The sequence below is a fragment of the Longinema margulisiae genome (assembly GCF_025266855.1).
Taxonomy (GTDB): domain Bacteria; phylum Spirochaetota; class Brevinematia; order Brevinematales; family Thermospiraceae; genus Thermospira.
The window spans coordinates 594,854-610,129 of sequence record NZ_CP053071.1 but is presented as its reverse complement, the minus strand read 5'-3'; the positions used below and the strand labels follow the sequence as shown (position 1 = coordinate 610,129).

The window sequence follows — 15,276 nt, the reverse complement described above, 5'->3', positions numbered from 1 at the left end:
TGTCTTTTTTGCAGGCGAACTGGTGATCAAAAGGGATCCCAGTCAATATCAGCAAAGTCCTCTGGTTTTGTCCTCTCCCACCTGGGGTGGAGAAGAGAAAACCACTGATCCGGGTACTTCCTGATATACTCTTCATAGCGGCTATTGATGTAGGTCATTACCTCATGAACATCCCTCTCAAAATCAGAGGTCTTTGGGTGGACGTAAGGGGCTTCAAAGGTGAGCCTGTATCGCCCATCTGGTTCTCTGATACTGAAAGCCATCACAATAGGAGCCCCATACCGAAGATGAAGTTTCGCAGGGCCATCAGCGGTCGCGCTTTGTTTTCCAAAGAAAGGGACAAAGATGGGTTTGAAATAGTAGGTCTGATCAGCCAGCACGCCAATAATACCGTTCTCTCTCAGATGACGAACGATGCCCTTCATATCCCCCACTTCGTTGTAGAAGCATTTGATACGACCCCATTTTTCGCGGATAAATTTAAGCCAGGCATCAGTGAAGGGATTGAATTGTCTATTGATAATTACGGCGAGATTGACACCCCTTTTGGCCGGAATACTTCCGAGGTACTCCCAGTTTCCAAGATGGCAGGTAACGACAATGATCCCTTTTCCCTGCGCAAGGCAGGCTTCGATATGGTGGTAATTCTCATAGTAAGCGAATTTGTCCGCATTCTTGGCGTTGATTTGCCAGAGTTTGAAGTACTCAAACCCTCCACGAGCGAGGTTTCTGTAGGTTCGTTTGACGAGGTCGTCCGCTTCTTTCTGGGAGAGGGGTTTCTCAGCAAAGATGATCTTGAGATTTTCGTAGGCCCATTTTTTGTTCTTTTTGTCGATAGCGAAAAAAAGAAGGGCTAACGCATCAGCAAGGGCATACCCCGCCCACCGTGGCAAAAGAGCGACCACAAGGCTTAAGGGAATGACAAGAAGGGCTTCAACAAGATAGCCCACATATTCGAAAGGTTTGATTTTCCGTTTGCCCACCGCTCTGCCTCAGGATGTTTTTTGTGTTTTTGCGGGGATTTTTTTGAGCATCATTTCAGAGAGGATGATGACTCCATGGGGAGCCTGAGGGGTAGAAGCGGCGGCTTCGAAATACTCTTTGGCTTTGTCGTATTTTTTTTGGACGTAGTAGATATAGCCAATCTCATATCGAGCCCAGGCGACATCTTCGTATTTGTCTGGATGATGATCAATGACCGCCTGATAATAGGCGAGAGCCCCTTTATAATCATAGAGACTGTATCGTTCGGCCGCCCTATCCATCAGGATATTGGCAGCAAGCGACTTGAGATCTTCTTTGACCAGGGAACGATTGCCACAGCCTGCCAGAACCAAAAGAAGCACCGGAAACAACAGAAGAGATTTTTGCATGGTTTCCTCCTTGGAAGTCCTTTTATTGTAAGACAAAATTGAAGAGAAAGCAAATAAACTGAGAATCCTTATCTGGGACATTTTCAGGGGACAAACACCCGTGCAAGGGTCTCGATTTTATGGTTTTCTTTTGATTTTTTTTTGGTTTTTCCTTATACTTTACGTAATATCAGGCTAGGGAGAGGGATGAAAAGGAGATTTTTCTTATATTCTTTTCGAAAGAAGTGGATGTATACTCTTGTCGGAGTATTTCTGGGAGTAATGAAAATACAGAATATCTGGGCTATGGATGGGTACTTGTTTCCGAAAAAAAAGTTTTTTGTTGTTGTGGGCAAAAAGATGGTCTCCTATTCCTTTCCATTTTTTGTTCTCAATGAGGAAGATATTATTCGTTGCCAATATGGGGAAGAAAATAAAGGATTCTCTAATCGTTTCTCTTTTGTTCCATGGAAAGGAAATGAAGAAGGGGTGCGAAGTTTTTTGTTACTCCAAAGACATGAGTATGGTCTTTTCTGGAAGATATTCTTTCGATTTGATTCAAGTATGACCTTTTCCGATTTGAGAGCAGAAGTAAATATGGAAAATACCTTTTCTTTAGGAATAGTGGCCTTTCCCTGGAAAGGCGATGATAACCCTATAGAGTTCGTGCTTTCTCCTGAATCGACAATGGATACAAAAACAGAACCTTTTGTTCTGGAGTGGCAAAGGATACCAGATATTCGATTGTTTCCAACCGCGATAGAATATATTACTAATCCTGTGGTAGGGGTGAGTATTGATGTGAGATTTTGATAGGGAACAAAGGGAACAAGAGATGAGAAAGAATTGATTTTTTGTGAAAAAAGAAAACTTGCTATTTTTTGTAGGTGATGCTATACTATTACGTAAAGAGAAGAAGGGAGGACAATATGGAAAAGAAAAACAATACAGGCAAAATCCTTGTGGCTGCAGGGATTCTTGTGGTTTTAGTGATTCTCGGGATCTGGGTCACACGGATTGTGGTGGAAAATTCTGTGGATACGTATGCTACCAAGGTGGTTGCGTATTATCGGGCACTCACAACATCCGCGACCAATCTTACCATGGTTGCTCCTGGATTTGCGGATACGACAGGTATTCGTGTGAACAAGGGATATGAGATTTATCTTCTTGGTTCAAGAGAGGTTGTGGAAAGCAACCAGATGGTCATAGAGTATGTCCTTATAAACAAAGAAGGCAAGACGAAAGTTCTTTACCTGAATGAGGCGCTTTTTATGAAGTCGATGGATCCCAAGATCCAGCAAATAGGGCTTGTCAAAAAAGGAAGACTGATCGAGAAATAAAAGTTAGAAAGAAGGGCAACCTGAGAAGTGGGTTGCCTTTTTTTGTAGTTCTTCATTTTCATTTTTCAAAAATTTCCCTTTTTCTTTTTTTTGCTTTATACTATAATTCTATCTTGAAAAAAGGAGCTGGCGATGAACTTAGTGTATGAAGGGAAAACGGTGAAACTTGATGTGAGTGATGGTTTTGGGATTCTCAAGTACTATAAAGAACATCAGGATGAGGCTTCTACCTTAGGGGTGGCTGCTGTTCTTTCTCAGGTCGTCGCTCTGAAGGTAAATGGGGTGCTTGTGGATCTTTCTTTCTCTCTTGGACCTGCTGATACCGTCGAACTGGTAACCCTTTCGTCTCCGGAGGGGCTTGATGTGATGCGTCATACCGCGTCTCATGTGATGGCTCAGGCGGTTCTTCGGCTTTATCCCGGTGCCAAGTTGGGGGTGGGTCCAACCATTGAAAATGGTTTTTATTATGATATTCTCCTGGAGAAACCGATAGGGGATGAGGATTTGCCCACTATTGAAAGTGAAATGAAAAAGATTATCGAAGAAAAGCTTCCTGTGGTTCGGGAAGAGATGACTCGTGAGAAGGCCCTTGAATGGTGTGAGAAAAACCATCAGCCGTTCAAGGCAGAGATTATTCGGGATCTTGAGGGTGAAACCTTTTCGTTTTATCGGCAGGGGGAGTTTGTGGATCTTTGTCGTGGGCCACATCTTCCCAATACCCGTTTTCTGAAGGCTTTTAAGCTTTTGCATACGGCAGGGGCTTACTGGAGGGGGGATGAGAAGAATCCCATGCTTACCCGTATTTACGGAACGGCCTTTGCCACCAAAGAAGACCTTGAAAACTATCTCCATCTCCTTGAGGAAACCAAAAAGAGAGACCATCGAAGGTTGGGAAAGGAACTCGGGCTTTTCAGTTTTCATGAGGAGGGGCCTGGTCTTCCCTTCTGGAAGCCAAAGGGCGTGGTTTTGAAAAATACGCTCATAGAATTTATGAGGGCTCATCAGCGTCGGCTGGGGTATGTGGAGGTCGAAACGCCAACCATGCTCAAGGATGATCTCTGGAGGATTTCGGGGCACATGGAAAACTTCAAAGAGAACATGTTTTTCCTTGAGAAGGATGGCGAAAATTATGCTATCAAGCCGATGAATTGTCCTGGAGGGATGCTTCTCTATAAAGAAGAGCTTCACTCCTATCGTGAGCTTCCGCTCAAGGTAGCCGAATTTGGAAAGGTTCATCGCTATGAACGTTCGGGGGTTCTGCAGGGACTTCTTCGTGTGCGTGGGTTTACGCAGGATGATGCCCATATCTTTACCACCCCTGAAGGGCTCAAGGATGCTATTCGGGAGATTATTGAGCTTGTTGATGTGGTGTATCGTACCTTTGGGTTTAGCTACTCGACGGCTCTCTCAACACGTCCTGAAAAGTCCATGGGAACGGATGAGCAGTGGGAGTTGGCCACTTCAAGCCTGAAAGCGGCCCTTGAGGAGAGTGGTATTGCGTACACGGTCCAGGAGGGAGAAGGGGCTTTTTATGGGCCCAAGATAGAGTATCATCTCAAGGATGCCCTTGGGAGAACCCATCAATGTGGAACTATCCAGCTGGATATGAATCTCCCGGAGCGGTTTGATCTCACCTATGTGGGAGAAGATGGGAAACCCCATCGCGTGATTATGCTTCATCGGGCTATTTTAGGAAGCCTTGAGCGATTTATCGCCATTCTCATAGAGCACTACGGAGGGAAATTCCCCTTTTGGCTTGCCCCTGTGCAGGTAGCGGTACTCCCTGTTTCTGATCGGTTTGTGGAGTATGGCTTTGAGGTCAAACGGGCTCTTGAAAAGGCCGGGATTCGGGTAACGGTTGACACTTCCAGTGAAAAACTCGGCTATAAGATTCGTCAGGCCCAGCTTGAACAGGTACCCTATATGTTAGTAGTGGGAGAAAAAGAAGCCGCTGAAAGGAAGGTTTCGGTGCGTCACCGTGAGGAGGGAGACAAAGGAAGTGTTTCCCTTGAAACGCTTGTAGAGGAACTGAAACGGCAGAATCGCTTCCCTGGGCTTGAGTAAGAGAAAAAAGCTCTTGAGGGGAGGTTTTGTTTTCCTCACTCAGAAAAAGACAAAATTCCCTGAAAGGGGGCTAAATTTGATTTTTTTGCGATTTTGTGTTACAATACAGTTCCAGAAAAAGTATCAGTAAAAGGAGGTTTTGTATTAACGCCAAGGAAGATAAGCTCCGTATCAACGACGAAATCACCGCCAAAGAGGTGAGGTTGGTATCGGGGACGGGTGAGCAACTCGGGATTGTATCGATAGAAGAAGCGCTTGCAAAAGCCGATGAATTGGGGGTGGATCTGGTAGAGATTGCTCCACAGGCCAATCCCCCTGTGTGTAAGTTGATAGATTACGGCAAGTTTCTTTACCAGAAGGAGAAAAAGGCCAAAGAGGCTCAAAAGCATCAGAAGATAGTGGAAGTCAAGGAAATGAAGTTCAAGCCCAAGATAGCGGATCATGACTTTTCCTATCGGGCGAAACAGATGCAGGAGTTTCTTGAGGCTGGGGACAAGGTCAAGGTGACGATTCGTTTTCGGGGACGTGAACTTGCTCATACCCAGATTGGCTTTGATCTTGCCGACAAGATTGTAGAGGCTATGAAGGAGTGGGGAACTCCCGATAAGCCCCCCAAGCTTGAGGGGAAACAGATAGTGTTTGTTTTGAATCCCAAAGCAAAAAAATAAACGGAGGACATTGTATGCCCAAGTTGAAGACAAAAAAGTCTGCGGCAAAACGCTTTTCCAAGTCCGGGACGGGAAAATTGTTGCGTTCCAAAGCCTATAGAAGACACCTTCTGACACACAAGTCTTCCAAGCAGAAGAGGGGTTTGTGTGGCAAGGCACTGGTTTATAAAGGTGATGTGTCCCGTATTGAGAAGATGGTTCCTTACCTGTAAGGCAACGATTGGAGGAAGGATATGAGAGTTTCAACAAGTGTGACTACACGCAAACGTCACAAAAAAATCCTGAAAAGAGCCAAGGGTTTTCATGGTGCTCGCAAGCTTCGGTATAAGGTGGCCAAAGAAGCTGTGATGCACGCCATGGCGTATGAGTACAGGGACAGGAAACTCAAAAAGAGAGATTTCCGTTCTCTGTGGATTGTACGTATCAATGCCTTTGTGAGACAGGAGGGCATGACTTACAATCGCTTCATCGAAGGGCTTCGCAAGGCGAATGTGATGTTGAACCGAAAAGCCCTTGCCAATATGGCCATTGAGAATCCTGAGGGGATGAAGCAGTTAGTGGCCTTGGCCAAAAAACATGTGGGATGACTTATTTCCAAAGAATATCCTTAGGTCTTGTGATTTTTATGGTGGGAGCTGTTTCTCTATGGAGCGACATGCTCCCTTTTTCTTCTTTTTCTCCCTACATGGGTGAGGAAAATCAGTGGTGTGTGCGTTTTGAGACAACGGCAGTGAACTGGTCACCTTTTCTCTGGTTGTATGAAGCCACCTTTTTGTATAGTCCCACCCCTGAGGCCAGTGTGGATATAGCCCTTCCTGTGTGGCACTGGGAGGGGCAAGACCATGTTCTCGGGGATGTAACGGTGGATTTTCGGGGGGTGGTTTTTCGGGATGATTCTTTTCACTGGCGTGGACTTTTGCTTGGTGGACTTCGTTTGCCAACGGGGGTTTCGGCGAGAGCGGGGATACGTCGCGTAGGAGAAAGGGTGGTGAGTTATTTCCCCTATAGCACAGGTGCCCTTGGGTGGCGTGGGGGGATGATGATGAGTTATATGGGGTGGCCTGTATGGCTACATGGGGCTTTGGTGTACGTGAGTGAATATCGATCAGAAGAGACCCTGCTTGATATGGATATGAAAGATGATGGAGTTGTAGCTCAGCTTGTGGGGGATTATCTTTTTCGGTTTTCTTCGTGGAGGTTATTGGTTGCCGGAGGTATCCTTTCGTGGTTTTCCTGGGGGGATTTTCCGTGGGGAACTGGTGTACTTTTCTTTCATAAAGCCACTTTCTTTTTTGGTTCGTGGCGGGGAGGGTATGAGGTGAGTTATGGGACAGAGGGAATAGGAGGGGTATTTGTTCAATATAATTTTTGAAATATTTCATAGGAAGAAGATAAACTTTTTGGTGGTAGGGTTCCGATAAGTCGATACGGGGAGTTGGAACATGTTTGAAACCATGACCGATGAAGAGATCCTGAAAACGATTCAGAAGCTCCAGAAGGAAAATCCTGCTGATGAGGGTATCCGTGGCTATTTTGATGAACTTTATCGCCGGTATTATCAGAGAGCGTATAATCTTGCTCGTTTTTATGGACTTGATAAGTATGACTCGGAGGATATTGTTCAGGATGCCTTTTTGAAACTGCTTCTTCATGCTCATCAGTTTCGAAGTGAGGAAGTCTTTCAGGTCTGGTTTATGCGAATCGTGTTCAACACCATTCGGGATAAATATAGAGAGAAAAAGCGACATATCTATCAAGATATTGATGAAATGTCAGAAACTTTAGAAGGGAAAAAACAAAATTTTTTAGAAACGTTTCACTTTCGGGATGAGATACAGCGTATTATAAATAGAATACCTGAGAAATTGCGGATGGTTCTTATTCTCAGGGTGTATGGGGAAATGGAGTTTGCTGAGATTGCGGAGATTCTTCATATCTCTGTACGACAGGTGCATAATCGCCTGAAAAAGGCGATGGAACTTCTCAAAGAATATGGGAAGGAAGGATAGGTGTATGAGAGAAAGTCTGGATTTTTCTTCTCTTGAAAAGCGACTGAAAGAAGCCGTCTATACTGACTGGCAGGGTGATCCCTCTTCGGTCTGGCAGCGTTATAAAGAGATAAAAGAAAAAAAGGAGGCATATATGACGAAGTCTCCCTTTCGGCTTGTGATGGTATTGGGCGTGGTTGTGCTGCTTGTGGTAGGGGGTATTTTTGGGATGGGCTGGTTTTTCCAGTACCAGAAGACCGAGAAAATCAATCAGGGTGAGGCCATTTTGGTGACAATGACCATTGGCGACGTCCAGGTTCGCAAGATGGGTTCTGACACCTGGCGAGAGGTTTCGGTAGATGATGTAGTGGAAATGGGGGATACTCTACGGACAGGGAATGAATCTGCGTGTGAACTTCAGATTGTTGAACGGGGTGTTTATAGGCTTGAGGCCAATACCGAGATGTTAGTAGCTAAACTGGTCAATCAGGAGGGAAGTCTTCAGGCCAAGATTCACGTGGATAAGGGAACCATGGGGTTGAAGCCAAAGAAACTCAAAGAAGGTGAAGTCTTTGAGGTGGAAACCTCCACGGCCGTGGCCGCTGTTCGTGGAACCGTCTTTATGGTGAGTGTCTCTGAAGAGGGGGATACGAAGGTAGCCGTCGTAGAGGGAAAGGTTGCTGTGGCTCCGAAGGTTACCTCTCTTGAAAAGGCAAAAGAAGAAGCCAAACTTGATGCCAAAGCCTATGAGGTTCTTCAGGAGGTGGTGGCTTCTCCTGTAGAGGTTGGGGCAAACGAAGAGGTGGTTCTTGAGAAGCAGGTCGTAGAGCAGGTGAATCAAAAGGTGGCAGAGGTGATTGAGCAAAAAGCAGCCACAGAAGGACCAATTACCGTAGAAAAAGTAGAGGCGGTGAAACAAACCGTGGTGGAAGAGGTGGCCAAAGACGTGACAGGCAAGAGTGCGTCCAATGCCTCTTCTGTGGTTGAGGTAGTGGTGCAGAAAAATGAAATCACCGAAGAGGCCAAGCAAATTCTTGAGAGTGTCCGACAGAAAGAGCCTGTGGGAAAGAAACGTGTGAGAGTTGGTTTCTCTTCCGATGTGCCTGGGACAGTGGTAGTTCTCAATGGCACAAAGTTGGGGAAGGCTCCACTTTCAAAAATTCTTGATAGTGATACTGTCTATACGGTTGTTTTTGAGAAAGAAGGTTACGAGTCCCTTTCTCAGGAGATAACTATTACCTCTCCTACTAATATTTCTGTGAAATTGACGGCTCTTGCTTCAGGTGAGGCAATGGATACTAATGAAATGGTGGCGGAGGTTCCTCAGACCAATCAGGAACCCGAGAAGCCTCTTCCCAAGCCCGGGGATATGGAATGGGAAAAACCCTTTGTTGAGGATGTTTCTCCCACGATGATTGTGGTTGATCGTGGTGGACCGGAGGCGGACAGGATTGTCTGCAGTGTGGAAAATAGGATTGTGATTATGAATCTTGAGGGAGAGGTGATCAAGAGCTTTGTACTTGGTAAAGGGAATACCTATGATTTTCCGCTTGTGGCTACATCTCGGGGTATTTTTGCCCGTGATGATGATGGAGTGGTCTATGGCTACGATTATAACGGAAATCAGAAGTGGTCGGTGAAACTGCCGAAGAGTCCTGCGTGGACGGGGCTTTCAATAGCTCGAAATAACCTCATTATGCCCGTGGTGCAGAATAAGATTTATGTGCTGAGTATGGATACAGGAGAGTCTGTATTCACTATTGAGGCGACAGCACAGATGTATGCTTCTCCTGTGATGGTTGACAACAAGCTTTTGGTGTACGCTCAGGAGAATGGTATAGTGGTAGGCTATGATACAGAAAACAGGGCTGAACTCTGGAGAAAGGATCTGGGCAAGCGGTTTGTGTTGCCTCTTTATGGTTTCTCCGAAGGGGAAAAGAAGGTAGTCGTGTTGCCCATTCAGGGAAAACTCATTGGCCTCAATGCTTTGGTAACGTTTTTTTCAGGAGACCTGCAGTGGGAAGATGAGGAAAAGCAAAAAAAAGTTCCTCCCTGGCCGATAATAGGACACAAGGAGGAACCCATGCGTAAAGAATTCACCTTCACTTTGACTATCGACTACCCTGACACAAAACTTGAGACGTTAGTGGTGGTTTTTCTCCAGGCCATCAAAGGAGTGTTTGAGTCATTTGTTCATCAGATTTCTGTAGAAGTGGCAGAAAAAGAAATAAAAGAAGGTCGTATCACCTGTACATGCGGAGAAAAACATCACTTCATATGGAAAACAAAGCATGGAAAAAACACTGTTTTTGTTCTGATGCCCTTTGGAAAGATCACTCTTCCTCAGCTCCAAATTCAATGCAAAAAGTGTGGAAGAAAACTTTTTCTCACAAGATCTCTTCTTGGTGTAGAAAAGCGAAAAAGGCAAATCCTGAAAGATATCTACAGAGTGGCTTTAGCCGGGGCTCTTACCACCTATCGAGTGGCCGCTCGTATTCTTTCCTTCACAGGGTATAAAATAGGTCTTAGCACCCTCTGGAAAAACCTTCAAAATATTGGGAGAAAGATACATTTCAGTATCTCAGAAAAAGAAAAACCCTGTGGAGAAGCCGATGGGACGGGTATTCCTGTTCAGGGCAAGAAAAAAGGAGAAGAAGCTAAAATTCTTTTGCAGGAGAGGCAACAAGCCTCCCCATTGACAGGAAAAAATACAAGAATAGCAGGCCTTCTTGTGGATAATTACCATGCAGGTTGGGACAAACTTCTTAAGCCCATTCAAGAAAAACACTCTTTTTCTCGGTTTTTTCTTGTTGTCGATGGAGATACAGGGATTAACCAGGGCAAACATCCCGGTATCGTTTTTCAACGATGTTTGTGGCATGTAAGTTATCAATTGAAGTATTTTCTTCGTCTTGATAGAGTGAGATATCGTTCTTCTGAGTGGACAAATATTGTCGCTGAAACAGGGAAAGCCTGTTTCTTGGGGTACAAAAATGACTGGCAAACAAGACTTGGTTATCAAAGCGAGCGCAGACAGCATATTCAGAATCTTCTTGACTTATTTCACGAAAAAGGGCGCAAACATTGTTTTTATTATCTTCTTCGTGCTCAAAAAGACATGTTCGCCTGTGACAGTGAAGATGGTTTGCCAGGAACAACCTCAAGGGCAGAACGGGTGATGCGAACCATAAACCAGAGAATGGATGTAGGGGTATGGAAAAGAGAAGGGGCAACCAATGTTCTTGCTGTGCGTTTGCATTACTACTATAATCGTGATGAGGCTATCGATGGTGTCTACTGGCAGGATGTGATATAAAACATAGGGATGGTACGTACTTATTGCCCTGTTTTATGGCCTAAAAAGGGTACTTTCCCCAGAAAAAACTTGTTTATCTAAAATGTTCCCTGTATACTACAGTTGACAAAAATCTTTTGAGCCAGGGGTAACTTCTTTATCCTTTTCTCTCTCTTTCAGGTCTCCTGTTGGAAACGTAATCAATGCTTTGACTGGGGATATTATGTGGGAAAGGGAGATACCGGGAGCTACCTTTGCCACAAAACCCCTTGCCATAGGAAAGCTTTTCTACGTGGTGAACAAAAACAGGCTTGAGGTGATTGATATGTTCTCTGGAGAGACGAGAAGCAAGCTCAGCATGGCATCTGATATTCTCTCTTTCCAGGTGGAGAAGAGAAAGATTTATCTCCTTGATGCTACCGGTCAGATGAAAGCCTTTGGGCCTGGTGGAGAGACCCTCTGGTCGTATAACGCAGGCAGTGGAGCGCAGGGTCTTGCTGTTCATCCTGAGGGAGCATACGTCTTCAAGAAGAAGGCGGTGGTGAAGTTGGTGAATGAGGTCCCCCAGAAAAAGTAAACCGTATTGAAAGAAAGAGTGTACAGGCCTATCCTTTGGGTAGGCCTGTATTTTTTTGTGGTGAAAAACTTGCGAGAAATTTCTCTCCGTGGTATACTCATAGCAGAAAGGAGAAAAAGGAGGATGTATGGTTTTTGTTTTCCTTGTTTGTGGGGTGGTCTTTGGTCTTTTTTTGGCAGGTATTCGTCTGGGGAGAAGTGACAGAGAGGTGAAAGAAAGTCGTTTTCTTTTGCAGCTTATTTCGCGGGGTGTGACCATCTTTAATGTATTGATAGTGGTGGGATTTTTGGCCACTCAGCCTGTGTATGCGCAGGAGCAGGGTTCGACAACAGATACGCATCTTGTGGCGGTTGAGAAAACCACTCCTGGTTATGGAATGGGGCTTTTGGCTGCGGCTATTGCGGTGGCTGTGGGTGCCCTTGGGGGTGGAATTGCCGTGGGAATGGCGGCGTCAGCTGGTATGGGAGCTCTTTCTGAGAATCCGAAACTCTTTGGAAATATTTTGATCTTTGTGGGGCTTGCCGAGGGTATTGCTATCTATGGACTCGTGGTGGCCCTTTTTATTTTGCAGAAGCTGTAGGTTTTTCCTTGTATGAAAGGGGAAGTGGTGACACTCGGCCACCGGGAGTTTGTTCAGGCCTTGGCCCTGGGAGGGCTTCGTGGCTGGGAGGTTTCTTCAGCTGAAGAAGCCTTAGGGGCATGGAAAACCATCCTGAAACAGGAAGGGGTGGCCTTGGTTCTTCTTCCTCTCTGGGTGGAAAAGGCTTTGCGAGAGGAGATTTTAGCCAAAAAGGTCTCGAGAACTCCCCCTCTTGTGTTAGCTCTTCCTGATCCTCTTGAGGGAGAAACAGGAGAGGTCGTGGCTACTCTCTCGGAGTATATCCGTACCAGTTTAGGGGTCAAGATTTAGGAGGGAAGATGTCCTTAGAGGAGATGCTTTTTTCGATCAAGGAGTCTTTTGATACCACGAGGAATCATCTTCTTTCTCAGGCTGAGTATGAAGCAGGACAGATTTTAGCCCAGAAGAAAGCCTCTCTTGAGGAGTGGAAGAGAAAAGAACTCGCTCTCTGGGAAGAGAAGATTCAGAGGGAGGCCAAAAATGAGCATTTGCATGTGGATATCCTGATTGATCAGCAGAAGAAAAAGTATCTCTATGAAGAATCCTTTCGGCTTTTTGAAACCACAATGGATGAGGTTTTTTCGGCTCTCCTTGAAAAAAAGGATGAGTATATCAGGTTTCTTGTGGGGTGTATTCAGAAATCGGCTCGTATCTGGGAGACAAAAGAGCTTACTATTCTCTTGAATGAGAGAGATATGGCTTTGTTTGGGGAGATTCAGAGGGCTTCAGGGCTTGTGCTGAAGGGAGAGAATTCTCGTCTTCTTTCCGGGGGGGTAATTTGTCGTTATCATGAGGAGGAGATTGATTATTCCTTTGAGCAGATCCGGGAGGTGCTTCGTCCGGAGATGATACAGTGGATTTATAGGCATATAGGAGAGAATCATGAGTGAAATGGTGCAGCCCAACCCCGGGAAAAACCTTCAGGTCACGGTGAATGGGAAGGTGTATGAGCGTATTCCTGTGAAAACCCATGTGGTCATGCCGGGTGAGAATCTTGTGGATGTGGTGAAAACCTATGCCCTTCCTCTTTTGCAGCCGGGAGATGTGTTGTTTATTACAGAGAAGATAGTAGCGGTCAGTCAGGGGAGGGCTTTTCCTGTGAAGACCATTCATCCAAGGAAATTAGCGGTGTTTCTTTCTCGTTTTGTGACGAAGACCAAACATGGGATAGGGCTTGGGATACCTGAAACCATGGAGATGGCCATTCGAGAATGCGGAGTGTGGAGGATTCTTTTAGCGGCAGCGGTAGCCGCAGTGACCAAACCACTTGGAAGAAAGGGGGATTTTTATCGTATTGCCGGTTACAAAGCGTCTTCTATTGACGGGCCTACTCCCAATACCATTCCTCCGTATAATGAGTATGTTGTTCTTGGGCCTGATAAGCCAAATAAGGTAGCCAAAGAAATAAGCGAAGAGATCAGGGTTCCTGTGCTTATTGTGGATCTCAATGATCTAGGGGGAAAAATTCTTGGGGTTTCAGACAAAAAAATAGACAAGGACCTTTATTATACTATCCTGAGGGATAATCCCTTGGGGCAGTCTAAGGAGCAAACGCCTATAGGAATTATTCGTCAGGTAAAATAAAGAGGGAAGTATGGAACATGCCTATTGTGGAAGGGTGACACGGGTCAATGGGCCACTGGTTTCTGTTCATCTTGAGATTGGGCTCCAGATGATGGAGGTGGTGTATGTCTCGGAACTGAGGCTGATTGGAGAGGTGCTTCATATCAGGGGGGAAGAGGCCGTTATTCAGGTATATGAGGATACGTCAGGGGTGAAACCAGGGGATGAGGTATGGCATTCCGGGCTTCCACTTTCGGTTGAATTGGGCCCTGGAATCATCGGGAATGTCTTTGATGGCATTCAACGACCACTTGAAGAGATAGCCAAAATTTCCGGGATCTATATTGGGCGTGGTATCAATGTTCCTGCTCTCTCGAGGACCAGAAAATGGGAATTCTTTCCCAAGGTGAGTGCTGGGCAAAGGGTTTCTGGGGGGACGGTGCTCGGGCATGTGCCTGAAACGCCCCTTGTGGAACACAGGGTTCTTGTTCCTCCCCGGTTAGAGGGAGAAATTGTCTGGATAGCAGAGGCTGGGCAGTACACGGTGGAGGAGCCTATAGCCGAGATCAAACTCTCTCAGGGTATCACGGAGAAGCTTTTTCTTTTTCATCGGTGGCCGGTGAAGATTCCTCGTCCTGTTCGGAAGCGTCTGGATACCAAAGAACCCCTTCTCACAGGGCAGCGAATTGTAGATATGTTTTTTCCCCTTTCAAAAGGGGGAACGGCGGCCATTCCGGGTGGTTTTGGAACAGGAAAAACGATCACCCAGCATCAGTTGGCCAAGTGGGCTGATGCGGATATTATTGTGTATATTGGGTGTGGGGAGCGGGGAAATGAGATTACCGAGGTGCTTGAGGATTTTCCCAAGCTCATTGATCCCAAGACCAATCGTCCTTTGATGGAACGTACTATTTTGATAGCCAATACCTCAAATATGCCTGTGACGGCTCGAGAGGCGTCAATTTATACAGGGATTACGTTGGCGGAGTACTACAGGGATATGGGTTATGATGTGGCGCTTATGGCTGATTCTTCTTCGCGGTGGGCTGAGGCACTCCGGGAACTTTCCGGGCGGCTTGAAGAAATGCCGGCGGAGGAAGGTTTCCCTGCGTATCTTGGTTCAAAGCTTGCCGCTTTTTATGAGCGAGCGGGAAACTTTGTCACCCTTTGTGGGGAAGAGGCTTCTATTAGTGCCATTGGGGCTGTCTCTCCTCCGGGAGGGGATTTCTCTGAACCGGTAACCCAGAATACCAAACGTTTCGTGCGTTGTTTCTGGGAGCTTGACAAGGCGCTTGCCTCGAGTCGGCATTACCCTTCTATCAACTGGATGCGCAGTTATAGTGAGTATGCCGAGGAATGTGAGGAGTGGTGGGTCAATCAGGTGGATCCTGAGTATCGAACTATTCGACTGGAAGCGTATGGTATTCTCCAGAAAGAGGACAAGCTTCAGAAGATTGTCAAACTCATTGGTCCTGATGCCCTTCCGGATACAGAACGGCTCTATCTTGATATAGCCCGTCTCATCAAGGTAGGATTTCTTCAGCAGTCTGCCTATGATCCTGTGGACACCTATTCCACACCGGAGAAACAGATTGCGCTTCTTCGTCTGATCCTTGATTTTAAGCGCAAGGCTGAGGAACTGGTGAGACAGGGGGTTCCTCTTTTCAAAATTCGTGAGATGCAGAGTTTTAGCGATATTATGAGGGCAAAGCTTACGGTTCCCAATGAGGATTTGTCCGGTCTTGATCGATTGAGACAGGCGATGGAACAGGAGTTTGCCGAGATAGAAACCGAATATCTCTAGGAG

Annotated in this window: 17 protein-coding genes; 15 read left to right on the top strand and 2 right to left on the bottom strand. The window is 45.9% G+C overall.

The window, feature by feature from the left end:
• Nucleotides 1-26: 26 nt before the first annotated feature.
• Both BREVNS_RS02810 and BREVNS_RS02805 read right to left on the bottom strand, forming a co-directional pair.
• Nucleotides 27-983: a lysophospholipid acyltransferase family protein gene (locus BREVNS_RS02810; protein ID WP_483427545.1), complete on the bottom strand. Its 957-nt coding sequence runs from the start codon at nt 981-983 to the stop codon at nt 27-29.
• A 9-nt stretch (nt 984-992) separates the two neighbouring features.
• The gene (locus BREVNS_RS02805; RefSeq protein WP_483427544.1) at nt 993-1,373 is read right to left on the bottom strand and encodes a tetratricopeptide repeat protein; all 381 of its coding nucleotides are present in this window, start codon (nt 1,371-1,373) and stop codon (nt 993-995) included.
• A 261-nt stretch (nt 1,374-1,634) separates the two neighbouring features.
• Between BREVNS_RS02805 and BREVNS_RS02800 the strand changes: the two genes are divergently transcribed.
• From BREVNS_RS02800 to BREVNS_RS02730, 15 genes are all read left to right on the top strand, one after another.
• A complete protein-coding gene (locus BREVNS_RS02800; RefSeq protein ID WP_483427543.1) occupies nt 1,635-2,165 on the top strand; it encodes a hypothetical protein in 531 nt (176 codons plus the stop codon).
• A gap of 116 nt (nt 2,166-2,281) precedes the next feature.
• Nucleotides 2,282-2,695 (top strand): hypothetical protein, encoded by a 414-nt coding sequence (locus BREVNS_RS02795; RefSeq protein WP_483427542.1) that lies wholly within the window; start codon nt 2,282-2,284, stop codon nt 2,693-2,695.
• A gap of 132 nt (nt 2,696-2,827) precedes the next feature.
• Entirely contained in the window at nt 2,828-4,759 is a 1,932-nt protein-coding gene (thrS, locus tag BREVNS_RS02790; protein ID WP_483427541.1) for a threonine--tRNA ligase, read from the top strand.
• 95 nt (nt 4,760-4,854) lie between these two features.
• Complete coding sequence (gene infC / locus BREVNS_RS02785; RefSeq protein ID WP_483427540.1) at nt 4,855-5,427, top strand: translation initiation factor IF-3; 573 nt, start codon at nt 4,855-4,857, stop codon at nt 5,425-5,427.
• Between the two features lie 14 nt (nt 5,428-5,441).
• Complete coding sequence (rpmI, locus tag BREVNS_RS02780; protein WP_483427539.1) at nt 5,442-5,639, top strand: 50S ribosomal protein L35; 198 nt, start codon at nt 5,442-5,444, stop codon at nt 5,637-5,639.
• Nucleotides 5,640-5,660: 21 nt separating this feature from the next.
• Nucleotides 5,661-6,014 carry a 50S ribosomal protein L20 gene (gene rplT / locus BREVNS_RS02775; protein WP_483427538.1) on the top strand — a complete coding sequence of 118 codons (354 nt, stop codon included), beginning with the start codon at nt 5,661-5,663 and terminating at the stop codon, nt 6,012-6,014.
• A 68-nt stretch (nt 6,015-6,082) separates the two neighbouring features.
• Nucleotides 6,083-6,799, top strand: a complete 717-nt coding sequence (locus BREVNS_RS02770) for a hypothetical protein (RefSeq protein ID WP_483427537.1) — start codon at nt 6,083-6,085, stop codon at nt 6,797-6,799.
• A gap of 70 nt (nt 6,800-6,869) precedes the next feature.
• The gene (locus BREVNS_RS02765) at nt 6,870-7,436 is read left to right on the top strand and encodes an RNA polymerase sigma factor (RefSeq protein WP_483427536.1); all 567 of its coding nucleotides are present in this window, start codon (nt 6,870-6,872) and stop codon (nt 7,434-7,436) included.
• Nucleotides 7,437-7,440: 4 nt separating this feature from the next.
• The gene (locus BREVNS_RS02760) at nt 7,441-10,731 is read left to right on the top strand and encodes a FecR domain-containing protein (RefSeq protein ID WP_483427535.1); all 3,291 of its coding nucleotides are present in this window, start codon (nt 7,441-7,443) and stop codon (nt 10,729-10,731) included.
• A gap of 202 nt (nt 10,732-10,933) precedes the next feature.
• Complete coding sequence (locus tag BREVNS_RS02755; RefSeq protein WP_483427534.1) at nt 10,934-11,287, top strand: YncE family protein; 354 nt, start codon at nt 10,934-10,936, stop codon at nt 11,285-11,287.
• A gap of 127 nt (nt 11,288-11,414) precedes the next feature.
• A complete protein-coding gene (locus BREVNS_RS02750; protein WP_483427533.1) occupies nt 11,415-11,867 on the top strand; it encodes an ATP synthase subunit C in 453 nt (150 codons plus the stop codon).
• 27 nt (nt 11,868-11,894) lie between these two features.
• Nucleotides 11,895-12,197 carry a V-type ATP synthase subunit F gene (locus BREVNS_RS02745; protein ID WP_483427532.1) on the top strand — a complete coding sequence of 101 codons (303 nt, stop codon included), beginning with the start codon at nt 11,895-11,897 and terminating at the stop codon, nt 12,195-12,197.
• An 8-nt stretch (nt 12,198-12,205) separates the two neighbouring features.
• Nucleotides 12,206-12,796 (top strand): hypothetical protein, encoded by a 591-nt coding sequence (locus BREVNS_RS02740; RefSeq protein ID WP_483427531.1) that lies wholly within the window; start codon nt 12,206-12,208, stop codon nt 12,794-12,796.
• A gap of 1 nt (nt 12,797) precedes the next feature.
• Nucleotides 12,798-13,490 carry a coenzyme F420-0:L-glutamate ligase gene (locus BREVNS_RS02735; RefSeq protein WP_483428061.1) on the top strand — a complete coding sequence of 231 codons (693 nt, stop codon included), beginning with the start codon at nt 12,798-12,800 and terminating at the stop codon, nt 13,488-13,490.
• A gap of 10 nt (nt 13,491-13,500) precedes the next feature.
• Nucleotides 13,501-15,273: a V-type ATP synthase subunit A gene (locus BREVNS_RS02730; protein WP_483427530.1), complete on the top strand. Its 1,773-nt coding sequence runs from the start codon at nt 13,501-13,503 to the stop codon at nt 15,271-15,273.
• Nucleotides 15,274-15,276: the final 3 nt, after the last annotated feature.